Source organism: Cohnella sp. GCM10027633 (assembly GCF_042675445.1).
In the GTDB taxonomy this organism is placed as follows: Bacteria; Bacillota; Bacilli; order Paenibacillales; family Paenibacillaceae; genus Cohnella.
Genome location: NZ_JBHTGV010000012.1, coordinates 11,691 through 36,441, shown reverse-complemented (window position 1 = coordinate 36,441; position 24,751 = coordinate 11,691). Strand labels below are relative to the sequence as shown.

General features: G+C 58.0%; 16 protein-coding genes. 14 read left to right on the top strand and 2 right to left on the bottom strand.

The genetic code is table 11. The features are described 5' to 3' along the window. Positions 1–7: 7 nt before the first annotated feature. The 3 genes from ACFQZG_RS21520 to ACFQZG_RS21510 are packed head-to-tail and all read left to right on the top strand — an operon-like array spanning position 8 to position 6,094. Positions 8–2,227: a putative baseplate assembly protein gene (locus tag ACFQZG_RS21520; protein WP_378156278.1), complete on the top strand. Its 2,220-nt coding sequence runs from the start codon at positions 8–10 to the stop codon at positions 2,225–2,227. A gap of 36 nt (positions 2,228–2,263) precedes the next feature. Further along, on the top strand, positions 2,264–4,366 hold the full coding sequence (locus tag ACFQZG_RS21515; protein WP_378156276.1) for a phage tail protein: 2,103 nt from the start codon (positions 2,264–2,266) through the stop codon (positions 4,364–4,366). A 60-nt stretch (positions 4,367–4,426) separates the two neighbouring features. After that, positions 4,427–6,094: a hypothetical protein gene (locus ACFQZG_RS21510; protein WP_378156274.1), complete on the top strand. Its 1,668-nt coding sequence runs from the start codon at positions 4,427–4,429 to the stop codon at positions 6,092–6,094. Positions 6,095–6,141: 47 nt separating this feature from the next. Here the strand turns inward: ACFQZG_RS21510 and ACFQZG_RS21505 are convergent, their stop codons facing one another. Continuing rightward, entirely contained in the window at positions 6,142–6,813 is a 672-nt protein-coding gene (locus ACFQZG_RS21505; protein ID WP_378156272.1) for a hypothetical protein, read from the bottom strand. Between the two features lie 321 nt (positions 6,814–7,134). On the opposite strand from ACFQZG_RS21505, the gene ACFQZG_RS21500 reads away from it, so the two are divergent. From ACFQZG_RS21500 to ACFQZG_RS21490, 3 genes are all read left to right on the top strand, one after another. Continuing rightward, the gene (locus ACFQZG_RS21500; protein ID WP_378156270.1) at positions 7,135–8,343 is read left to right on the top strand and encodes an S-layer homology domain-containing protein; all 1,209 of its coding nucleotides are present in this window, start codon (positions 7,135–7,137) and stop codon (positions 8,341–8,343) included. A 1,054-nt stretch (positions 8,344–9,397) separates the two neighbouring features. Beyond that, the gene (locus tag ACFQZG_RS21495) at positions 9,398–14,503 is read left to right on the top strand and encodes a glycoside hydrolase family 78 protein (protein WP_378156268.1); all 5,106 of its coding nucleotides are present in this window, start codon (positions 9,398–9,400) and stop codon (positions 14,501–14,503) included. Between the two features lie 92 nt (positions 14,504–14,595). Next, positions 14,596–15,492, top strand: a complete 897-nt coding sequence (locus ACFQZG_RS21490) for an HD domain-containing protein (RefSeq protein ID WP_378156266.1) — start codon at positions 14,596–14,598, stop codon at positions 15,490–15,492. Between the two features lie 63 nt (positions 15,493–15,555). On the opposite strand, the gene sigK is transcribed toward ACFQZG_RS21490, so the two are convergent. Next, positions 15,556–16,257, bottom strand: a complete 702-nt coding sequence (gene sigK / locus ACFQZG_RS21485) for an RNA polymerase sporulation sigma factor SigK (RefSeq protein ID WP_378156264.1) — start codon at positions 16,255–16,257, stop codon at positions 15,556–15,558. Positions 16,258–16,456: 199 nt separating this feature from the next. Between sigK and spoVAC the strand changes: the two genes are divergently transcribed. From spoVAC to yqeH, 8 genes are all read left to right on the top strand, one after another. Beyond that, positions 16,457–16,969, top strand: a complete 513-nt coding sequence (gene spoVAC, locus ACFQZG_RS21480) for a stage V sporulation protein AC (RefSeq protein WP_378156262.1) — start codon at positions 16,457–16,459, stop codon at positions 16,967–16,969. Then, positions 16,956–17,966: a stage V sporulation protein AD gene (gene spoVAD, locus ACFQZG_RS21475; protein ID WP_378156523.1), complete on the top strand. Its 1,011-nt coding sequence runs from the start codon at positions 16,956–16,958 to the stop codon at positions 17,964–17,966. The genes spoVAC and spoVAD overlap by 14 nt, the downstream gene beginning before the upstream one ends. A 41-nt stretch (positions 17,967–18,007) precedes the next feature. Next, the gene (spoVAE, locus tag ACFQZG_RS21470) at positions 18,008–18,358 is read left to right on the top strand and encodes a stage V sporulation protein AE (protein ID WP_378156521.1); all 351 of its coding nucleotides are present in this window, start codon (positions 18,008–18,010) and stop codon (positions 18,356–18,358) included. A 180-nt stretch (positions 18,359–18,538) separates the two neighbouring features. Further along, entirely contained in the window at positions 18,539–19,492 is a 954-nt protein-coding gene (locus ACFQZG_RS21465; protein ID WP_378156260.1) for an AAA family ATPase, read from the top strand. A gap of 2 nt (positions 19,493–19,494) precedes the next feature. After that, positions 19,495–20,733 (top strand): DUF58 domain-containing protein, encoded by a 1,239-nt coding sequence (locus ACFQZG_RS21460; protein ID WP_378156258.1) that lies wholly within the window; start codon positions 19,495–19,497, stop codon positions 20,731–20,733. After that, positions 20,730–22,946: a transglutaminase TgpA family protein gene (locus ACFQZG_RS21455; RefSeq protein WP_378156256.1), complete on the top strand. Its 2,217-nt coding sequence runs from the start codon at positions 20,730–20,732 to the stop codon at positions 22,944–22,946. Before ACFQZG_RS21460 ends, ACFQZG_RS21455 begins: the two co-directional genes overlap by 4 nt. 116 nt (positions 22,947–23,062) lie before the next feature. Beyond that, entirely contained in the window at positions 23,063–23,590 is a 528-nt protein-coding gene (locus ACFQZG_RS21450) for a YqeG family HAD IIIA-type phosphatase (RefSeq protein WP_378156254.1), read from the top strand. Position 23,591: 1 nt separating this feature from the next. Further along, positions 23,592–24,728 carry a ribosome biogenesis GTPase YqeH gene (yqeH, locus tag ACFQZG_RS21445; protein ID WP_378156252.1) on the top strand — a complete coding sequence of 379 codons (1,137 nt, stop codon included), beginning with the start codon at positions 23,592–23,594 and terminating at the stop codon, positions 24,726–24,728. Positions 24,729–24,751: the final 23 nt, after the last annotated feature.

Below are 24,751 nucleotides of genomic sequence, written 5' to 3'. Positions count from 1 at the left end.
ATACGGGATGCTGCCGAGGTTGCCGCTGGACGACCGAACGTTCGAGAGCATGGTGAAAGAAGCCCGCAAGGGCATCCCGCAGCAATTGCCGGAGTGGACGGACGAGAACGCCCACGATCCCGGCGTCACGTTCCTCGAGCTGTTCGCGTGGTTAAGCGAAATGCAGCAGTACTACCTCAGCAGGGTGCCGGAGCGCAACGTCCGCAAGTTCCTCGATCTGCTCGGCGTCGCACCGAACGAAGCGTCTTCCGCCGAGACGGACGCGACGTTCGGCAACGTGCTCGAGCAGGTGCTCGTACCCGGCGGCACGAAGCTGCAGGCGGAGGATCAAGCGTTCGAGACGACGGAGCCCGCGCGGTTCATTCCGCTGGCCATCGATCGGATCGTCACGCGCACGGAGCGCGAATCGAGCGACATGAGCGCGTTCAACGCCGACGGCAACGTCGCGTTCTACGCCTTCGGCCGCAACGCGCGCGCGGACAGCAAGCTGTACATCGCGTTCGACCGCGAGCTGCCGCAACGGGAAGCCGTCTCGATCTACGTCCGCCTGAAGGACGGAGAACCGCCGGAAGACCGTTCCGGCGTCACGCCTTCCGCTAACGTCGCCTGGAAGTACTACGGCGTCGCCGACAACGGCGAGCAAGCGTGGCTGCCGCTCGAGCTCGTCTCGGACGATACGCTGCATCTGACGTACAGCGGAGAGATCAAGTTCGCTCTGTCGTCGCCGATGCTGCCCGTCGTCGTCCATCCCGCGGGCGACCGGCCTCGTCACTGGATCAGCTGCACGCTGGAACAACCGGGATACGAGAGGCCTCCGCGTATCGAGCGGATTCTGCTCCATACGGTGAAGGCGATACAGAGGAACACGCACGGAGAATATTCGATACATGACGGAACGGGGCAACCGGGCTGCGGGATCGCGCTGGACCGGTTCCTCGCGTACTTCGGCCAAGTGCGGGTTCAAGTCAAGAACCCGGAAGGACGTTGGCGCGAATGGCGCGAGACGTACGATCTGGCCTCGTGCGGCCGGTCCGAACGGGTATTCCGCGTCGAACGCGGAGATCCGCGCACCGGCGAGACGACCGTGCGGTTCGGCGACGGAACGAACGGCTCGGTCATCCCCGCGGGGGAGAACAACGTGCGGATCGTCTGCATGACGAAGTCGTTCGCGACCGGCAATTCGCTAGGTAGAAGCGGCGGGTTGCCGCGAACGAAGCTGCCGGTTCCGGCGCTGGACGGACCGATTCACGGCGAGTTGCTCGTGCAGGTGGCCGTCGAAGACCCGACCGGCGGCAAGGAGCCGCTATTCGAAGATTGGACGGAAGTCGAACACTTCGACCGATCCGGCCCGCTCGACAAGCACTTCGTCTTCGACGCGGAGGAGATGGAGATCCGATTCGGAGACGACGAGAACGGAGCGATTCCGGACCGTTCGGTAACCGACAACGTCTTCCTCCTCGCCTGCGCGACGGGCGGCGGCAGCAGAGGCAACATTAAGCCGAATCTGCTGACGAAGTGGACGCAGCCGGAGCAGGAGGCGCTCGGCTTGACGGTGACGAACGCGAGCTACGGCTCGGGAGGCTCCGAAGCGGAGACGCTGCAGACCGCGACTCGGCGAGCGGCGGATCTATGGCTGACGCCATACGCCGCGGTGACGAACGAGGATTACATGCGCATCGCCGGCGAGACGCCGGGACTGCGCATCGCGAGGACGCACGTCATCCCGCAATACGCGCCCGGCCGCGGCACGTCTCGCGGCGCGGTAACCGTCGTCGTCGTACCCGACGGGCTAGCCGCTGCGCCGATACCAAGCAAAGGCTTCTTGGATACGGTGGCCAATCATCTCGACGACCGGCGGCTCATTACGACGGAAGTCCACGTGATCGGTCCGGAGTACGTGCAAGTGACCGTACATGCGACCGTCGTCGTCGAGCCTCATTATATGGAAGAAGCTCATCGGATCGTCGCGACGCTGAACCAACTGCTGTCGCCGATCGACGGACCGGGCGGCGTGCAAGGCTGGCCGTTCGGACGCACGGTGCAGAAGGGCGACATCTACAGCGCGATCAGCCGAATGAACGGCGTCGCGTACGCCCAGGACTTATGGCTGGACGCGGAAGGGCGGCACGCGAGCAAGAACGCCGCGGGGGATATCGTTCTTCCGCCGAACGGCATCGTCGTATCCGGCTTGCATCAGGTGCAATTGATTAGCCGGACGCAAATCTAAGTATCGCGCGCAACGTTGCGGGAGAGGAGGAACGACTTGACGGACGGGAATACGTATTATTCGCTTAGCCAGCCCGAGCATTGGAGGAAGCGAGGCTTCGGTCGCAATCTGGACGTCGCGAGCGGCGTATCGCTGCGCACGGACGCCAAGTACGGCGTGTCGGCGACGGTCCATCTCGGGGAGATGGACGGCATCGGATCGATATCCGACTTCGCCGTCCAGTCGATCGGTCGCTGGATCTTGCTCGACGATCAAGGAGATCTATGGTCGTACGATCGAGGGAGCAAGCATCACGAGCGGTTGTTCGTGCCGGGGCATGGCTTGTTCGGCCCCGCGGCGATGTTGGCCGTCTCGGGAGACACGCTGTTCGTTGCCGACCCGACGGGCACGGCGATGCTGTCGGCGATCGACCTGGCGAACGGTCAGCTGAGATGGAGCCGTACGGGAGGCTTCATCGACGAAGTGCCGATTCGGCCGCTCGCCATCGCGGCGGACGATCGCCATCTGTACGTGCTTACGCCGGAAGAGGCCGACGAGAAGGATATGCGGTCGCCGGACGGCGAAGCGAAGCTGGCGATCGTAACCCTATCGCTATTCGGGAACTTGGAGGCGAGCGTGACCGACGAACGGTTCGCGGCCGCCCTTCCCGAAGATGCCGCATTGTGGCGAGGCAACTATTACCTAGCCGCATCTACCGGCGGTCACCTCTACGCGCTCGATTCGGGCGGGCAAGCGCTGTTCGCGTTCGATCCCGGAGGCCGTCTGGCGAACCGGCTCGTCCTTCCTTCCCTTCCGCTCGCCGGACTCGGCGTCGATTCGGACAACCGGATCTACATCGGAGATACGCGGGGAATGGAGGAAGGCGCCGAAGACGATCGCTTCCTGCTGCAGTTCGGCGAAGAAGGCGATCTACAGGGTCGGGTAGCCGGCTTCCGAGGCAAAACCGACGGCTTGCTCATCGACGCGAAAGACCGCATCTACGTCCGAAGCCGGGAGAACGGCACGATAACGGTGCTCGAGCTGCAGGAGAAGACGCGCGGCTGGGACGACGGCGGGTCGCCGGAAGGCTTGTGGCTGTCCCGGGCGTTCGACAGCGGCGAGGCGGAGACGATCTGGCACAAGTTCACTCTCGAAGCGGATATTCCGGACGGAACGCAGCTGCGGGTGTCGTACTTCAGCTCCGACTCGGAATGGGTAACCGCGCAAGGAAGCGCATGGATGGCGGACGAATGGCTCGCCAGAGAAGACCTGAGCTTGAAGGAACGGGCGGACGGGCTGAAGGCGCATTGGTCCGCTCCGGTCATCAATCCGGTGGACGCGCTGTTCTTCGGGGCCCGAGGACGGTACCTATGGCTGAAGATCGAATGGATAGGCAGCGAGCGCCGTACGCCTCGATTGGACCGGCTTCGGGTCTACTATCCGAGAGAGACGCTACTGAATTACTTGCCGGCCGTCTATCGGGAAGACGAGGGCAGCAGGGATTTCCTCGAACGATATTTGTCTCTGTACGGCACGCTGTTCGATAGCGTCGAAGAGGCGATCGACGGCATGTCGAGAAGCTTCGACCGCGAGCTCGTGTCCGGCAGCCGGCTCAGATGGCTCGCTTCCTGGATCGGCTTGGCGAGCGACGAGCACTGGACCGACGATTGGGTAAGGAAGCTGCTGCGGGCGGCGCCCGACATGTACCGTTATCGGGGAACGAGAAGAGGCATCGAGCTGCTCGTCGAGACGCTGACGGGAACGCCTCCGGTCATCGTGGAGCCGTTCCAGTTCAAGAACATGCGCGACCACGCCGAGCTGAGGCAGTTGACGGACCGGCTGTACACCGACGATCCGCATACGTTCACGTTGCTGCTGCACCCCGGTCAAGCCCGTTCGGACAAGGAGCGCGTGCTGCTGAGGGGGCTCGTGGAGGAGCATAAGCCTGCTTTTACGGAAGTGAGAATCGTCTGGATTCAGCCATGGGTGTTCCTGGATCTACATACGTACCTTGGCATCAACACCGTGCTCGCGGAACCGTCGTTGTTCACGATCAACGCGGACCGCAGCATGCCTAACGATACGCTGATCGTCGATATGGATATGGATGGCAGGCTGGACGCGCATATGCGGCTCGGCATCGATTCGGAGATGGAGTAACGGTCCGGGACAGCGCGGACTTGGCAGGAGCGAATACGATCCGACTGAGGAGGAGATCAGATGAAAAAAGCGAGAATGTATCCGTTCGAGAGGAACCGCTATTTCTACGGGAAGCTGTTGACGGTACGGGATTTCGAGTCGGAGCAAAAGTATTTCAACGACAAGCGGAGGCTGTTGAACCGTCTATTGTTCGGCAGCGGCGTCGTGGCCGGCATGCAGGTCATCGCGGTCGACGACAAGACGATTACGGTGGAGATGGGCGTCGCGATCGATTATATCGGCCGCGAGATCGTTATTCCCGCCCCGGTGACGCTGAAGCTGTCGATGATCGACGGGTTCACGAACAACGAATACAAGAAGAACGTGTACCTGTACGTCGCCTACGACGAAAAAGGCCGCGAGCCGGTTCATTCGGTCGGCAATTCGTCCGTGCGCGCCGAAGAAGTCAGCGAATACAACCGGTATCTCGAGAGCTTCCGCCTGTTCATCAAGGAAGAGGCGCCGGCGCCGATGTCGCAAGAGCATACGGTGCTGATGGAGGAAGTAACGACGCTGTATCACGACTCTCAAGTGCGCATTACCCAGCGGATGCCCAAGTACGTCAATCCCGGCGACGTTATCGACGTCACGCTCGTCGTCGAGAAGACGCTGCAAGCGCCGCGCGTGTCGCTGTCGTTCGCGTACGAGACGGACGGACTGAAGCCGGTCGGACGGGAAGAAGCGTTCGTGCGCTTCGAGGATCCGGGCGACGGCCAAGAGACGGAATACCGGTACAGCTACAGCCTCAAAGCGGCGGAAGCGCCGGGTACGTCGGCCAAGCTGTCGGTGCCTGGCGACGCGATCGAGCTGTACCTCGGCGATAACCGGATTCCGATCGACGTGTCCGTGAAGCAGACGGCCGACATTATCGAACAGCCGGTCATGAGCCGGTTGCTGCAGGATTGGCACGAGCGGTCTCTCGACCAGGCGGCCGACGGCTATGCGGACCAGCATGTGTGCTTGGCGAAGGTCGGGTTGCTACAACTCGGGCCGACGTACATGATCGAGAAAATCGAGCGCGTCCCGTTCGGCGAATATATTCCGAACTCCGCGTTGCTTCAGAAGCTGACTGTAGCGGACAAGGGATTGTCGGCGAACAAGTTCTACGCCGAGTCCGAAGCGTACGATCTGGCTTACGGCAGCCAGCCGGAGCTTGACGTCGTCTATCATCCGGACCGCAACGCGTTCGACTTCAAGCTCGGCATTCCGAAGCCGCAGACGATTAAGGACGAGATGGCGACGGGCACGATCGAGGTTCCGCTCGACGTCAACGCCAAGCCGGGCATGCGGTTCTTCTTCAGCGGGAAGAAGAACTTCGTCACCGACGCGATCGTGCACGGGTTGGGAGCCGGTCAAGTGACGATCGTCGTCGGTCTGGAGGAGCTTCCGATGGAAGGTTCGGTTCCTCAACCCGGCGTATCGCCGAAAATGTACTACGGTTCCTCCGAGGTGTTCAAAGGAACGGAGTACGAAGCCGAGCTGCCGAACGTCGTGTTCGGATCCGTCGTCGACCCGGATAAGGGGAACTTCCGGATCGGCATGAAGCTGAAGGAGCCGACCGAAGCGGCGGCGCTGCGCGTTCGCTGGTGGGCGTTCAAGAAGCTCGAGGACGGCGCGACGATCGTGCCTGCGGAAGCGCTCGAGGCGCTGGAAGCCGGGTTGGACGAAGCGGCCGCGAGCAAGGAGTAAGACAAAGAACGGGTGGGTCAGCGGAATACGCTGCCCACCCGTTCTCGTTATTCGTCGATATTCCATTTGCCGGCATCCGACTGCGCCGGCGCGGACAGCGCGAACTTCGCGCGTTCCATCGCTTCGAGCTGCTTGGAGATTTCCGTCGGCGTCAGGTTGCGGTTCTGCTCGGCGTCTTCCGCGGATTGCTTCAGCTCGGCGAGCACGCTGTCCCGTCGCTCCTGGACCATCCGAGACTGTATCTCCGCCATCTCCGGCTCTTGGTCGGCGTACCCGAGCAGATCGTCCGGGGATTCTTCGAAGTCCGTCTCTGCCCCTTCGTCCTCGAAGTCGGCGTCCGAATCGGCATCGACATCGCTCTCGTCATCGGACGCCCGGTTTTTCTCTTTGTCCGCTAGCGTTTCTTTAATCATAGCCCGATAGGTGCCGTAGCCCGCTTGCGTGTCGCGCTCCTGAGAGTAGGGAGACATGTACAGGCCGAAGTCCGGCGTCATTACGGGGGCAGCCGGGAGCGGGGGAGGTATCTTGCCCTTGTCCTTCTTCTTATCCATATTCTCCTGCGTCGCTTGGTTGCCGATCGCCTTCTGCATGCCGAAGATCGCCGACGCCATGCCTAAGCCGGAGGACTTTTTCTCGTCTTTGCCGCCTTGGCGCGATTGCTCGGTCGGCTGCTTCTCGCGATTGCGCGAAGCGAACTTGCGGGTACGGACTCTAGCCATGGGAGTGCTCCCTTGTTCCGAATATATTGTCTATCTATTCGTTCAATTGTTGATAGTGCGCCGAGTTGTCATTATTTTCATCGTATTACGTTTCGACGCTAACCGCAATAGCGATCTCTATCGTACAAGAAATCGTTGTCAGATTATGTATCTTAATGGTATATTGTTTACAGATGATGGAACTTACCGAAACGATCCCGAAGCCGGAAGCACCGCGCATTCAAGGAGAACCCTTGTTTGTTGGTGCTTTTTTTGATGCGGCGGGCGAGCGATCTCCGGGTTAATCGGTACCCAGTTGAACGATAAGAGGAGAGATCAATGATGAGACGAGTATTCATGATGATATTGCTATTGGCGTGCATAGGGGGCATTATGCCTGTCGGTGCCATTGCAGCCGTTGGGGCGGTGAAGTTCAAGGACGTTAACGATTCGCACTGGGCGAAGGCGACGATCGAACAGGCAGTGGCGCAAGGATACGTTAACGGCTATCCGGACGGAACGTTCCGGCCGTCGAACACGATCACCCGCGCCGAAGTGGCTTCGATGTTGAGCCGCGTGACGAAGATGAAGCCTGATACGGTGTCTGAGGCTTTCGCGGACTCGGACAAGCATTGGTCGAAGGAAGCGGTACGGAAGCTAGTCTCGCTCGGCTTTATTAAATCTGCCGACTATCCGAAAGGCTTCGAACCGGATAAGGCGATTACGCGCTATGAGCTGATGAAATGGTTGGCATCCGGATTGGGCGAATCGGAATCGTCTTTGAAACAAGCGCTTGTAGACACGAAGGACACGTTGCTTCCTACGCCGGAGTCGTTCAAAGGCGGCATTGCGAAGGAGCAGGTTCCTTATATCGCATTGGTGCGAGGCACGGGCGTCGTGAACGGCTTTCCGGACGGTTCGTTCAAGCCGGGCGAGAAGGCGAATCGCGCCGAGGTGCTGACGATGATGATGCGGTATGCGCAGGTCGAGGGGACGAAGGCGGAGGGGTATCGGGATTTGCAGGAGATGATCGATGTTTCGCTTAAGGGAATGAATAGCGTTTTGATTAAAGAAATTAAATTTAGTTCAAAATCCCTAAGATTTAAAGATATTGAAAATAAAAACTTCGATTTTAAATCTTCAGACATAAAATTGCATCGGATCATCCTTGTAGATGGGAGAACTTCAGAGTACAAGGGGGTTTATGCGCCACTGTTTGTCGGAAAGAGTAAGAATGATAATGTTGGGCGTGTCATCGCGTTTACAAATATGACATTTACGTTTCAGGGAGACAAGCCGTATAAGGGGAGCATGTCGATAGAAGTTTTAGCGCAAATACGTGATAAAAGCAACATGATGGAACTCAACCGCGTTGATTGGGAAAATGCAAATGAAAAACATATACCAACATTTCCGCTAGTTAATACAGTTCAGTTTGTACTTCCAAATAAACCGGTTAACATTTGGGTTCAAAATCCAATGCTTGTTGGAAGCTCTTATTATGTTACATCGGGTAATGAAAAGCTATTTTTGACTATAATGCCACAATAAAAGGCAGTGATAAATAATGAGAAAATTACTGCTTATTGTTTTGACGATTTTTATGGTTTTTCCGTCTATGATTCTACTTATTCCTCAGAGTGTGGAAGCATCTTCACAAAAGACGCAGAGTATAAAGATTCCTATTGTCTCCTCCACTACGACTGCAAAATATGAACCAGTGGTTATTTGGACGCAACTCGATGATGGCAGGTTTCATGCAGGGTTTACAGATGATGACGGAACATCTGTTGATGCTTACACATACAAGGACACAATTGCCGGAAGCGAAATGCCTAAAAAGGGTGCGAGTACGACTTTATCATATACGATTAGTCTTAATCACTTGATACCCCCTAAATGGACATACAATGGGGAAGATATAGATAAGAGTTTGTTGTCGGACATCGAGATCGCAAATGCTGAATATATGGCTGCTTCAACATATACAGGTGTTGGAACGCCTGAAATTAGAGGTACTAGCTTGAGGATAACGACAAATACTGGAGGATATCCGTGGTCAGATAATAACATTTATTCCGGTGTTAAGTGGCAAACCGAATACAGGACTCCTTTATTATATAAATTTAAGGCTAGTGTCATTGAAACAAAAGAAATAGACGTAAACCCGAACTCGACGATTGCCATTGGGGAAACTAAAACGCTCAATGCAAGTATTCGAACGAAAGCACCGAATCAAGCAAGTATTACTGCTTCACCGTGGGTAAGTATTCGATCTGATCCCGAAACCGTTTGGACGTCGTCTAATCCAGCTATCGTAACGGTTGCAAATGGGATCGTGCAGGGCCAAAAAGAAGGAACAGCAATAATATCCGCAACCTGGATCAAAGGCGATTATCAGTTATCCGACACCGCGACCATCACAGTGTCGAACGCGCCTGGCCCCGAACCTACCCCCACACCAGACCCGCCGACGTTCACGGGCGACTTCGACGTAACACCCTCAACAATCGCTTATCGCGATAGCTTCACGATCAAGCCAACCAACTTCTCCATGAACTCCTGCACCTATGTGTCCCACCAGTACAAAATCGAGCGAAGCGGGATGACGTGGACCTCAACCGCGATAACGGGTCAAACCACGATTAGCTCTTATTCATTCAACTCCTATCCCTACGTCATTGGAGTCGGCTCCCACAACGTCTCGATGAAGATCAAGACGTCCAACTGCGGCGAGTCCGGATGGATCGGCCCGAAGTCGCTGGAAGTAAGCGGACCGACCGACAATAGCCCGCCAACGGGCAAGATCGGATTCGTCTACTCCTATGCGAACAAGACGCCTGTATACAAAGTGGTAGAAGGAACCGTGATGGATCTTATTCTCATTCACGATCCCGACGTTCCTACGCCATTCGATCCGGATGATGGGGACTCGGTCTATTTTGAAGGGTTCGACTTCTCCACGAGCAGCTCGTGGGCACAGTCCATACCGGCGACGACTACCGAATACGGAGACGGATATCACAACATTACGATGTCGCAACGCGGGTTCCATCTGGTCAATGCGGTCATTCGGGACGATTGGGGCGCATCGACCGTTCTAACCACATGGATTGAAGTCGTGCCGCCGAACCCGGAGCCGGTCGCGGGCTGTCCGGCAATCGTCACGTCGAACCATCCGGTAGACATGTCGAAGTTTACGTCCGCGGCCAGCAGCAGCCCTCGCGGCTATGCCATCGATCATATGCGGGATGAATGGACGAATAAGCTTGAGGCTTACGTGAATGAATCGACCGAGAATATAACGGTGACCGCCTATCTACACGTTTACGATAGCCAAGGGCTGAAGTCTCTTGAACCCGATGATTGCACGATAACGGTCAAGCCCGATTTGCCGCCGATCGCTAAGCTTACGGTGCCGGCTTTCGGAATCCGAAGCGATGCCGTCGACATTCTCAACCGCTCGTCTAGTCCCGACGGAGACCTGATCACGGGAGCGGAATACAAGTATAAATACGACGACGAGAACAACGGCTTTGCCGACGACGCTTTCGTTACGATCCCAGGGACGCTAGGTAAAGTGAGCTTCACGCCGACGAGAGTCGGCCAATATCTTTTTTACGTTAAGGCAACGGAAAACTACGGGAAGTCGGACAATACGTCGGACGAGCCCGAAAGCACGTTGGTATTGGACGTCACGAATCTCGCGCCGGAAGTCTCGTTCAACATCGTAGGCGAGAATAACCAACCGGACCTGCAGTTGCCGACGAGCATTACCGCCAACACGATACTCAGCTCGTGGGACCTGTTCGACTTGAACACGAAGCAGAAGTCCGCATCCAAGGAGCTCAACTGGTCGAACAAGAACGGCGTGCTCGTCGGCGGCAGCGGCAAACAATCCGAACGCCAATATTTTCACCATTACTCCGAAACGTTCTGGAACAACGACTTCAACGAGAAGGATGCCGAACCGCTGCCGGATTACGGGTACGGAGCGAACGGATTGTCGCCTTGGCGGGCAGGAGCAAGTTACTCCTACGAGATCAACGCGCCGGTCTTGGATGATAGGAATCTGCCCGTATTCAATCAAGAGCCGATCTTGAGATCCAACCTCTCTCATTTCTATTACAACGCGGGCAACAAGCTGTTAGCCATGAACAAGTCCAAGATCAAACAACCGACGCTCGTGACCGGTATGTTCCAACAGGACTACCGATACGAGGAATCTCCCTTTGATTTCGTCATCGATTTCGGAAACCGCGATAACAGTAGGTTCCTAGGATACGAACTCGCCGATCGTACCTTATACGTCTTCTATACGAACAAGACTTATTCGGGTGATTCGTCTTCTTGGAAGTACAACATGAGAACGTACGATGCGCTTACCGGGCAACTCATCGGCGATGCGGAACAGCAAGGATGGAACGGTACGAAATCGATGCTCGGCGGCTCCGAGTACGATTATGGCAGCGAGCAAGTCCAAGCGGTACAAAAAGGCGGCGACGTCGTCGTGTTCTCTTGGGACGGTATCTATCAATTCGACAGGACCGGCAAAGTGGTGAAGCAAGGCACGATACCGAAACGCGGATCGGAGTGTACGTTGAACCCGGCTGCCGTGTACGTAGCCAATGGCGACTTCTACGGGATCGAACGATGCAAAACGACTCCGCAATTGAGCGATTACGAAACGCATTCGGCCATCGTGAAGATCAGCGGTTCGACCTTGCAGCTCGTATGGCGTCAATTGCTGACGGGCGTAGATACGACGCCGAACGCTTGCTATACCGGGTTCACGCAGAAAATCGACCATTACAACGCGCTCATCGTCAACACCGTCAAAAACGAATTGTACGCTAGAAGCTATACGAACACCGGATATTTTCAATGCGGCATGTATATCGATAAGATCAACCTTACGACCGGCGTAAAGACGGACATATCGAATACGGGGTACGAATATACGTCCATCGGCATTAAGTACGGAATCAATTGGGAAGGCAATCCGTTCAGCATCGGACAGTACGAAGGCAAAAGCAATATCGTCACGATCGATCGTTATCGCACGGATCTGAACGTTCGGGATTCTTACAATAATCCATTAAACGCGGTCTATGATCCAGCGGGCGTTCAACGGGGCAACTTCCCGGGAGGAGGATCCTATGCCTTCGCTTCCGGAACGCAATATGCGGAGTATGGCATGTATATCGGCGATGGGTTCTACGTTACGATTGGCCCGGTGACTGCATGGGGATACGCCAGTCCGGCGCTCGTCATGTGGATGACCAAAGCGACGCCGACAACCGATCCGATCGCGAAGAGATTCAGGTTGGGGCAGTTCTCCTCTAACGGCGAGTACGGCGATGCCGACATCTACTTCACGATGAAAATGAACAAGACGGATTACGATAACGAGTCGGCCGGGTATTCGTTCAACATGCAAAACGCCGACAATCGATACGCGGTCGAGGCGACGGGAACGTCGGTCTCTCTCGTGAAGTACGTCGGCGGCGTTCGAACCGTACTCGGAAGCGGCGCGTATCCGTTTCAGAACGAAGTCGGAGTGAAATTCATCGTCCGCACGTTCGGCGGCCGCATTCAAGTGTTCATCCAAGGCGTCCCGTTCTTCGACGTAACGGACGGCACGTTCTCGAAAGGGCGCATGGGTCCGTATTCGGACAAGGCTTTCGTCGAATTCGGCGGTATCGGATATAAGCCGTACGCCGGCAATACGACGGTATGGTCGGATCAATACGCGATCTGGGACAGCGGGGAAGCGAAGGCGGATATTCAATACAACGATATCGCGTTCGCCGATCCGGAGAACGATCCGGTCTCGGGAGCGTACGCGTGGTCTATCCAACATACGCCGCGCTTCATGGCGAACCAAGGCATCTCCGCCTTGAACGGACAATCTTTCCATTCGGCGCAGCTCGCGTTCGATAAAGTCGGTGATTATGTCGTAGAGCTTCAAGCGAAGGACGATCCGAATCCATCCTATCGCTATCCTTCCATGACGTTCGACAGCTACCGGAAGGCATCGAATAAGTTCACCAAGCGAATTACCGTGCACCGTAGACCGATCGCGCAATTTACGCTGGCGCAGAGCTCGGATTATAAGGTGATTTGGACCGATTCGAGCTATGATCCCGACCGCTACGTCAATGCAACGACGTATTCCGCGGAGGTAACGGGAATCGATTATAAGACGACGCGCGGCATCGTGGAGAAGAAATTTTACTTCGTGTCGCCGAGCGGCAATTATGCGGCGGGCAAGCTGAGCAACCCGGAGGAACGGGGAACTTACGAGGTCGGCATGGCCGTCAAGGACGAATACGGGGCATGGAGCGAATATGCGGTCGTCATGCTGAACGTAACGACGCTGCCGCCTCCGAATACGCCGCCTACGCCGGGTTTTACGCAGAGTCATTCGTCAACGTATCGGGGTATAGGCATCACGATCGATTCTACGGCAACGGATGCGGAAGACGGGGATCGAACGCAGCTTCCCCATGCGTATTACATTAGCAATACGACGACGGGAGGAGCGGAGACGTTGCAGAGCGCGGCACGGGCCTCGTGGGTGAAGACGTTCAGCACGCTAGGCGTATTCCTGATTCGACAGGTCGTCGAAGACTCGCAAGGGGCAATGGCGCAGTTCGAACGGCAGATTACGATCAACAACCGAATACCGTCCGCGAACGTGACGGTTCCGAGCAGCGCGGACCAGAGCAATCCGACGAAGCTCGCCGTTCTACGTCCGGCGTTCGCATGGACGTACGGGGATGCCGATAACGATGTCCAGACGCAATACCAAGCGAACGTCTACCGATACGGTGGTACGCTGATCATGGATTCGGGAGTTCGAAGCGGATCCGCGCTAACTTGGACGCCAAGCGCGAACCTGCCGGAACATACGAACCTGTACGTCCAAGCGCGCGTATTCGACGGATACGATTGGAGCAACTGGAGTTCGCCGAAGTATTTCTACATCGAGACGAACCGCCCGCCTACAGGGGATTTCGGTTGGACGCCGTCTCCCGTCTATGAGGGCGACAGCGTACAGTTTCGGTCTGCGGTCGGCGATCCGGACGGGGATTCGCTTGCCGTGAATTACGAGATTACGCCGCCATCGGGCGCGAAGCTTACTTACGCATACACGATAGTCTCGCCATACGCTTCCAATACCGGACCTCTCATCCGCATGGAAGCGCCGGGCAATTGGAAGGTAACGATGACGGTCAGCGATGGCAAAGCGCCGGCGGTCGTCGTCACGAAGACGGTTCGCGTCGATCCGCTTCAGATTATCGGAACGGTGAAGCACACGGAGGCTTGGGAGGCGAACCGGTTGGCTTATAACGCGGCGCATGAACCGGACCGGCCTCCGGGCCTATTCTGGGCGGGAGAAGCGTTCGTGCTCGAAGCGGCGACGACGGACACCGGACCGTCGTCCGCGACGAAGGCGGCAAGCGTCGTCGTCCGGATGTTCGAAGACAACGCGAAGACGTTATTGGCGAACGACGCATCCAATTCTTCGTGGGGCGGGTTGCTGCGCAGCTCCGATACGGACATCGACTTTACGAAGCTCGCGGACGGGAATTATACGTTCCTATTCACCGCGACGTATTCCAACGGCACGGTGAAGACGGACACGGTTACGATCGCGATACGGGATTCTACGGCGTCCTACGTGCAGGTGCACCGGATTCACTAGATTCGGCTAAGCCGAATGCGAGAGGATAATGCCTATCGATGTCGAAATACAACCGTATCGAAGGTAGCCTCTCTACGAAGGAGTGAACGGTTATGACGCTGATCGATCAGGCGATCGAATTCGCCGCGCATGCTCACCGCAAGCAGAAGCGCAAAGGGACGAAGATTCCGTATATCAGCCATCCCTATGCTGTCGGGTTGATTTTGCAAAAGGCAGGTTGCAAGGAAGAAGTCGTTGCGGCAGGCATCCTGCACGATACGCTCGAGGATACGAAGGCGACGCGCGAGGAGCTGTCTGAGCGATTCGGTCCGGCCGTGCTCGAGATCGTGGAAGGCTGCTCGGAGCCGGACAAGGAAGCCTCATGGGAGGAACGGAAGCAGCATACGCTCGATTACTTGCGGAATGCGCCGCTGACGATTCGCCTCGTCGCCTGCGCCGATAAGCTGCACAATATCCGATCGGTCGCCAGGGACCTGGAGAAGCATGGGGAAGAGACGTGGGAACGGTTCAAACGGGGACGCGAGCTCCAGCAATGGTACTATACCGGATTGGTAGACAGCCTCGGTCATGCGTCGAGATTCCCGCTGTTGGAAGAACTGCAGGAAGCGGTCGCCGAGGTGTTCGATCTCGCGACGGACTCGCCGGATTGGAAGCCGCTGCGCATGAACAAGAAGTTCATGAAAGCGGCGTTCGAGACGGCGGACGGCAAAGCGGAAGCGCTCGCGGCGAGGATGCCGTACTTCAAGAAGGTGAAGGCCTCTGACTTGCTGACGTACGTGCACGAGAATGCCTATCCGATTACGAACGAATCCGATCATGCGGAGAGCTTCGCGAAGCTGTCGGACTACTTGAGGGAGCGTGGATTGCCGCTGGCGTACGGAACCGAAGAAGCGGATCGCTTGATCGGATTCGCCGCGGTGCTGATGAACCGGCTGCATATGTACCCGTCGGAAGCGTACCACCGCCTAGCCGCTCGCAAGCCGCGCTGATGCGAAAACCGTTGAGATGCTGACCGAACAGCATTTCAACGGTTTTTTTCATCCCTGCGTCATTCAACGCTTCGCCTTATAGAACTCATGGTACAGCTTCATAAGCGCACGCTTCTCGATCCGCGATACGTAACTTCTGCTAATGCCCAGCTCCCTTGCGATCTCGCGCTGGGTGCGCTCGTCTCCGCCTCCGTCGAGGCCGAATCTCCCCCGAATCACCTCTTGCTCGCGGTCGTCCAGAATATCGAGATTGCGGTAAATTTTGCTTTTCTCGATCTTCAATTGCACTTTCTCCACGACCTCGTCAGGCTCCGTGCCAAGTATATCCTGAAGCGTAATTTCGTTGCCTTCCTTGTCCGTGCCGATCGGGTCGTGCAACGACACGTCCTTCTTGGTTTTCTTGAGAGACCGAAGATGCATCAGGATCTCGTTCTCGATACATCTCGCTGCGAACGTGGCGAGCTTCGTCCCTTTGCCCATCTGGAAGCTCTCGATCGCCTTGATGAGGCCGATCGTGCCGATGGAAATGAGATCCTCGAGGTCCTCGCCGGTGTTGTCGAATTTCTTGACGATATGCGCGACCAGACGCAAGTTATGCTCGATGAGCAAATTGCGCGACACCGGGTTTCCTTCCGCTAACCGCGCCAGATGCAGCGCTTCCTCGTCGTCGGTGAGGGGCTGCGGGAACGCGTTGTTCTTGACGTAGGAGACGAGTAGCGACAGCTGCTTCAGGAACAAGGCTATCGATGTGATGAAACCGGGCACGATGAAGCCACCTCCGACTGTAGGGTCGACGTGCGGGAAATAAGCATTACCATTGTATGTGGGTTCCCGCCCATCCGTGCCTGTACCCCCGCCTTTTCCATCGGGAAAACCTCGTCGGCGCTCATTCCGAATGACGCTGCGCCCCTTTGGGAAATAATGAACGCGACAGTCGGTAGCAATGATGCAGGGGGTGCAGCATATGGCAGTGAAAAGCGCGGGCCGGAGCGGGAAGGGTTATAAGCCCGTCTCGATGTCCGCCAAGGAATACAAGGCGTTCGCCCAAATTCGCGAGCCTTCCCGGTCCGTATGGACGAACTGTCTCAAAGCGTTCCTGGTCGGCGGGCTCATCTGCGCGCTCGGCCAAGCGATTCAGCAGTTTTTCATGGCGGCGTTCGACATGTCGTCCAAAGAAGCAAGCAACCCTACGGTCGCGGTGTTGATTCTGTTGTCCGTCATTCTCACGAGCATGGGCGTCTACGACAAAATCGCCCAATGGGCCGGCGCGGGAACCGCCGTTCCGGTAACGGGCTTCGCGAACTCGATGAGCTCCGCGGCCATCGAACACCGCAGCGAAGGGCTGGTCCTCGGCGTCGGCGCGAACATGTTCAAGCTGGCGGGCTCCGTCATCGTGTACGGGGTCGTGGCCGCGTTCGTCGTAGGCATCATCTACTGGGTGTTCGGGATCGGAGCGTGGCATGATACTACAGGGTAATCGTTCATGGGTGTTCCAGGAGCCCCCGGTCATCGTGGCCACCGGAACCGTGGTCGGACCCGACGAGGGCCAAGGACCGCTCGCGTCGGCGTTCGATCTCGTCCATCCGGATCTGGAGATCGGACAGCCGAGCTGGGAGAAGGCCGAACGGGCGTTGATGGAGCAAGCGTCCGATATCGCGCTGCAGCATGCGAAGCTGAAGCCGGGGGACGTGAACTTCTACGTCGGCGGCGATCTGCTGAATCAGATTATCAGCTCGACGTTCTCCGCCCGTACGCTAGGGGCGCCGTATCTCGGCGTGTTCGGCGCGTGCTCGACGTCGATGGAGTCGTTGGCGGTCGCTTCGCTGATCGTCGCGTCGGGCGCCGGCAAGCACGTCATGGCGGGCACGTGCAGCCATAACTGCACGGTGGAGAAGCAGTTCCGCTATCCGACGGAGTACGGCTCGCAGAAGCCGCCGACGGCGCAGTATACGGTCACCGGAGCGGGTGCGTCGATTGTCGCGAAGCAGGGCGACGGCCCGGTCATCACGGCGGCGACGATCGGCAAAGTCATGGATCTCGGCATTACCGACCCTTTCAACATGGGGGCGGCAATGGCTCCCGCGGCGGTCGACACGATCCAAGGTCATCTGGAGGATACGGGCAGGTCGCCGGGCTATTACGACGCGATCATTACCGGGGATTTGGCTAGCGTCGGCCATCCGATCGCGAACGATCTGCTGAAGCGCAACGGCGTTCCGATGCAGCAGACGACGTTCCTCGATTGCGGCCTTCTGATCTACGACGTCGCCAACCAGAAGGTTCAGGCCGGCGGCAGCGGATGCGCGTGCTCCGCGGTCGTTACGTACGGCCACCTGCTCAAGCGGATCGCCTCGGGCGAGTGGAAGCGAATTCTGGTCGTCGCCACCGGCGCGTTATTAAGCCCGCTGTCGTATCAGCAAGGAGAGACGATTCCGTGCATCGCGCACGCGGTCGCCATCGAATCTCCGAATTAAGCGTATAAGCATATACCAATATGAAGGAAGGCCTGCTTATGATGCCTTATGTCTGGGCTTTCATCGTCGGCGGCGGCATTTGTGTATTCGGCCAGCTGTGCTTCGACGTCGCGAAGCTGACGCCGGCGCATACGATGTCTCTGCTCGTCGTTCTCGGCGCGGCGATGGACGCTGTCGGTTGGTACGATCCGCTTGTCGACTTCGCTGGCGCGGGCGCGACGGTTCCGATCACGAGCTTCGGCAACGCCTTGGTGCACGGGGCGCTTACCGAGCTGCAGCAGGATGGCTGGATCGGAGTTATTACGGGAATATTCTCGATCACGAGCGCCGGCATATCGGCTGCGATCGTCTTCTCGTTCCTCGCCGCGCTCGTCGTGCGTCCGAAAGGATAATCGGCCGCCTCCGCCCCGAATCGATCATGTTTTGAATCGAACAGCCCAACCTTATCCAGGTTTGGCTGTTTTTCTATTGTTTTTTGTAAGAATCTAAAATTTCAATCGCATCCATAATTCGGTATAATGTATATACGCAAATAATCCACTATCAAAGTAGATTCCATAGGAGGCAACGGCATGGATCACCAAGGCGCGATGCAATTATTGGATCAAATCAGACGCAATATGGAATCTTGCATTTACGGCAAGAAAGACGAGATTGCATGGATGCTGACGGCGTTGCTGGCCGGCGGACACGTGCTGATCGAGGACGTGCCGGGCACCGGTAAAACCCAAATGGTCAAGGCCCTCGCGCTATCCGTGGGAGGCGTGTTCCATCGTATTCAATGCAATCCGGACTTATTGCCGACCGATATTACGGGCGTGTCCATCTATCATCCGAAGCTGGAGCAATTCGTGTTCCGACCGGGCCCCGTCATGGCGAACCTGCTGCTCGCCGACGAGATTAACCGGGCGACGACGAAGACGCAATCCGCCCTTCTCGAAGCGATGGAGGAGAGACGCGTGTCCGTCGACGGAGAGACCCACGTGCTGCCTCAGCCGTTCATGCTGTTCGCGACGCAGAACCCGATCGACTTCGAAGGCACGTATAGCTTGCCCGAAGCGCAATTGGACCGTTTCCTTATGAAAATAAAGCTAGGCTATCCGGACGAACTGTCCGAGAAACGCCTGATTCTCGAGCCGAACGCGAGCCGCGCCGCGGAATCGTTGCAGGCGGTCGCGAGCGTCGAAGACATCGCGCGCATGCAGAAGCTTGCCGAAGCGATCCACCTGGACGCGAGCGTCGCCGATTACTTGATCGCGCTCATCCGCGGCACCCGCAAGCATCCGAGCGTGCTGCTCGGGGCAAGCCCGCGCGCGGCCGTCGCGCTCGCGTCCGCGGCGAAAGCTTACGCGTTCTTGCAGCATCGCGCCTTCGTGCTGCCCGACGACGTCAAGGCGATGTCGTACCTCGTGCTCAGCCACCGGCTGCACCTGCGCTCCGAAGCGAGAATGCAGGGCACGACGACCGCGAACGTGCTGCACGACGTGCTTAGAAACTTGCCGGTACCCGTCGGCATGGAGCGTTAATCATGCTCCGGCTGATGTCGCGTACTTGGTTGTTCAGTTCGATCCTATACGTCACCGCCGCATGCTACGTCCTGTTCCAAGGCGGCAAAACGTCCCTCATGCTGTTCGCGATCCTGAACGTGTTGGGCGTCTACTTGATGCTCGGACGCTGGAGCGGCATCGCCGGCGTGAACGGCGTAAGGCTGATCGACGCCCAGGGAGGCAGCGCCGCGTTCCTGATGGCGGGTATGCGGATCGGCATTACGCTTCGCATGCAAATTCCCGGCTTCTGGCCGCTTCCCTACGTCATCGTAAGGGAGAAGCTCGCGCGCAGATCGGGCGGAGAAAGCCAAGTATACGAAATGTCGTTCGTACCCGATTACCGGAGACGCGGCGAGGTGCGGTTCGAGACGGCGCCGCTGCGCCGCGGCGTCTATCAATTCCAGCCGACGGACTGCTCGACCCGTGATATATTCGGGTTGTTCGAGCATCGGGGTTCGTTCTCCCAGTCGCACTTTATTCAGGTGCTGCCGAGGACGATCGAACTGAAAGACTGGAAGCTGTTCCGAAGAGCCCAGAGAGGCGTGTTCCATCACACGTACTCGTCCCAGCACGCGAGAGAGACGACTCAGATCGACGGCGTACGGGATTATATCCACGGAGACCGCTTATCCAGAATCCATTGGAACGCCACGGCGAAGACCGGACAATGGAAGTCGAAGGAGTTCGAGAGGGAAGCGCTGCCCCGCATCGTGTTCCTCTTGGACCGCAACCGCGCGACCTACCGCGGCGCCGAGCAGTTCGAGCTCGCGGTATCCGCCGTCGCTTCCTTGATCGAGCTGTCCGTCCAGAAGAAGATGCCGCTCGGCTTCGTATCCGTCGGGCAGCAAGCGTTCTGGTTCGGGGAGGGGAAGACGACCGTCTCCCGCGACGAAGTGATGCAACACCTCATCGACGTGGAAGCGGACGGTTCGATGCCGCTTAGCGACGTGCTCTGCCAGGTCGCTGAGCGTTACGAACCCGGCGTTCACATCGTGATGGTGACGGCTTCCGTCCAGGAAGACACGGCGGCGGCGTTCGCCGCGCTCGAGAGCAGGCGCATGCAGCCGAGCGTCATTCATATTTCGGATAAGCATCCGATGCCTGACGAAGCGGCCAAGCTTCGCCATTGGCAATGGATGTGCCAATCGAAGCAATGGGAATTCGTATCCGTCGCCCAGCTCGAGCAGTTGCCCGTCGCTTTGGGGGTGGGAAGCGCATGAAGATCAACCGCGCCGCGCTGTTCTTGCAGCGACTCGTATTGGAACGGCTACACCGCGTTCTAGCGATGATTATTACGTTACAGCTCATTCAGTGCTTCGCCGATTTCTGGTGGGAGGAGACGTATGCCATCGTCTACGGCACGATGGCCGTCGCCGCCGTCACCGAGCTTCTATTCACGCGAGGGTTCCTCTGGCGATTCCTCGTTCAATTAATAGCCGCGTTGGTATTCATCTGTTACCAAGCGCCCGTTCATTGGGGCGGATGGCCCGCGAGCTGGCGGGATTGGGACGCCGTCGAATCGTTCCTTACGTTCCATGCGGATCAGCTCCATCCGTTCTACGAGCTTACGCTCGGCACGCTGCTCGTCGCGCATGCTCTCGCTTGGATCGGACGCAATCGGGCAGGTACGTTATCCGTCCTTATGACGTCGATCCTTACGATGGCCGCGATCGATTCCTACTACTGGCTGCAACTGTGGCATAACATCGCTTGGATCGTCGCCGCCGGTTTGGTGTGGCTGGTCGTCGTGCATTTGAGACAGCTGCAAGCCCGGCATCCGGACAGCTGGGATCATCTCGCCGAAAGGCCGTTCGATCTGATCGTGCCTTCGGGTCTCATCATCGGCGTCGTTCTTGTGATCGGCATCATTATGCCGCGCGTTCCGGTGTTGCTGGAAGACCCGTACACGATCTTCATGGAGGCGCAGGGACATACGGTGCCGAACGCCGGCGGCGAAGGCGGGGTGCTCATCAATTCTCCCGTCGTCAGCGGCAGCAAAGGCTCATCCTTGTCCGGCTACAGCCGAGACGACAAGGAGATCGGCGGCGGCTTCCAGTTCGATTATTCGCCGGTCATGACGATCACGACCTCGCACCGCAGCTACTGGCGCGGGGAGACGAAGGCGGTATATACCGGCAAAGGCTGGGGAGACCGCAAGAACCCGAGCCTCGAGCCTTACGCCTTCGGCAAAGACAGCGATCTGCCGCTGCTCCCGGAGCGTCCCGATACGGTCGCGACCAAGGAAGTCGTGCAGACGGTCAGCGTGCAGCGCAAGGACAAGATACCCGTTCTGTTCGCCGCGGGTCCCGCGAACCAAGTGGCCGAGATGAAAGCGGACGGCAAAACCGAGCTGCTCTGGAACGCGGAGGAGTGGGAGCTTCGGCTGAACAAGCCGACGCGCGTCGAGAGCTACACGGTAGTCTCGGAGGTTCCGGTGCTGGACGAGGATGCCCTTAGGCAGTTGAAGCAGGCGGAAGATAGCTCGCTTGATCTGGGGCCTTACTTGCAACTGCCGGACAGCTTGCCGCAACGGGTCCGCGAGCTCGCCGAAGCGCAGACGGCCGGCCTGGCAAGCGACTATGACAGAGCGAAGCAGCTCGAGGCGTATTTGCGGGAAACGTACCCTTACACCAATACGCCGGACGTCGGCAAGCAGACGAGCAAGGACGTCGTCGACGCGTTCCTGTTCGAGATTCAAGAAGGCTATTGCGACTACTTCTCGACGACGTTCGTCGTCATGGCGCGTTCGATCGGATTGCCGGCCCGTTGGGTCAAAGGCTATTCCACCGGCATCGACCCGGCGGAGATCGAGCGTCAACGCTTCGGTTACGAGACGCCGGACCCGTCCGGCGCCGGCACGTATACCGTTCGCAACGCCGACGCCCACTCGTGGGCCGAGGTGTACTTCGAAGGCTACGGCTGGGTTCCGTTCGAGCCGACGTCGGGCTTCAGCTTGCCGTTGCCGCGTCCGGAAGGCGCTCCTGCCGAGATCGATACGTCGACGCCTGCGATCGCCGATCCCGTAACCGAGACCGAGACGAACGAGAAGAACGGCTGGCTCGTTCCGGTCGTTGCCATCGCAGGTTCGGTGCTCGTACTTGGCGGGGTAGCCTTGCTGCTGTTCCGCCGCTTGGACGGTGGAGGCAATCTCTGGCGCCGTCTGCGGTATTACGGTTCCACGCCGGATCAGCGCGTCGTCAGGGAGATGGAGCGACTGGTCGTCTTCCTTCACCGAAGGGGCCTTCGCAGGGAAGCGCACGAGACGATGCGGGAGTCGTTCTCCAGATGGGGCGGCAAATTCGGCTCCCTTCGTCCGGAATTCGATAACGCGCTTCAGCATTTCGAACTCGCGAGGTACGGCCACAACCGCGGCAACGAGCAGCGGCTGCAGGCGTTCAATGCCGCCGCGACGAACATCCGCAAAGCTTTGTAAGGCACGGCAGCCGGCCGGCGCTTCCCTTCGGGGGCGCCGGCCGTTTTACTTCGGGCGATTCGGTATGGTATATTTTGAGGAAGATTAGCCTTACGGGGACAGGAGTAATTACCTAGATGTTCAAGCGTTTGATTCCCGATCAGATCGTGAATACCGTGTTCGATATCGATCTGAACGATTTAACCGCCCGAGGCGTGAAGGGCATCATTACCGATCTGGACAACACGCTGGTCAGCGCCCGGACGCCGCTCGCGACGCCCAAGCTGATCGCTTGGCTGGACGTTCTGAGAGACATGGGCTTCAAAGTCATCATCTTGTCCAATAACAACAGCGGCCGGGTGAAGCGATTCGCCGAGCCGCTGGGCATCCCTTATATTCCTGCCGCGCGCAAGCCGACGAGCAGGGCGTTCGGCGAGGCGATCGCGCGGCTCGGGCTCAAGCCCGAGCAGGCCGTCGTCGTCGGAGACCAGATGATGACGGACGTTCTCGGAGGACGGCGAGCGGGGCTTCACACGATTCTCGTGACGCCGATCGCGAGGAACGAAGAAGGCTTGGGAACGCGGGTCAACCGCGTCATCGAGAAGATCGCCCTCTCCAGGCTTCGCCGCCAAGGGCTATGGCCGATCGACAAAGGAGGGCGGTAACGTGGCATCGACCAACGTAGAACGCGTTCCGCGCTGCGCGGGCTGCGGCATCGCCTTGCAAGGCGATAGCCAGCAATCGCCCGGCTTCGTGCCGGCGGCATCGATCGATAAGGAAGGCGCGATCTGCCAGCGCTGCTTCCGGATCAAGCATTATAATGAAGCATCGTCGGTGACGGTCGATCAAGACGAATTCCTGAAGCTGCTAGGCAGCATCGCTTCGACGGAAAGCTTGGTCGTGCACATCGTCGATCTGTTCGACTTCGAGGGAAGCTTGATTTCCGGGCTGCAACGGTTCGTCGGCAACAATCCGGTTCTTCTCGTCGTGAACAAGATCGATCTGCTGCCGCGCGTAACGAACTGGAACCGGATGCGCAACTGGGTGCAGAAGCAAGCCCGCGAGAACGGTTTGAAGGTCGCGGACGTCGTCTTGTGCAGCGCGCGCCGCAACATCGGCTTCGACCGCGTCGTCGAAGCGGTAACGGCGCTGCGAGGCAAGCGCGACGTCTACGTCGTCGGCGCGACGAACGTCGGCAAGAGCACGCTCATTAACCGGCTCATCTCGGATTACAGCGACTTGAAGCGCGAGCTGACCGTGTCCCGCTACCCGGGCACGACGCTCGACGCCGTTCATATTCCGCTCGACGACGGACATAGCATCATCGATACGCCGGGCATCGTCTATGCTTCGAGACTGACCGAGCTCGTGCTGCGCAAAGATCTCGGTACGATCATGCCGGATAAGCCGCTGAAGCCGATGACTTATCAGCTGAACGCGAAGCAGACGCTGTTCTTCGGCGCGATGGCTCGTTTCGACTTCGTCGAAGGAGACCGTCAGTCGTTCACGGCATTCGTATCCGGCGGACTTAACATTCATCGAACGAAGATGGAACGGGCGGACGAGCTGTACGCCGAGCATAAGGGAACGATGCTGAGTCCGCCGGAGTTGGCGGATCTCGACGCGTTGCCGGCTTGGACGCGGCATCGGCTGCGCATCCAACCGGGCAAGGCGCAGGATATTTTCGTATCCGGCCTCGGATGGATCCAAGCGAACGGCACTTCGGGCGCGACGGTCGACGTGTATGCCCCGCGCGGCGTCAAGGTGATGCTCCGCGATTGCATTCTCGGCAACGGCCAATAGATCAGCGGAGTAACGAATCGCTC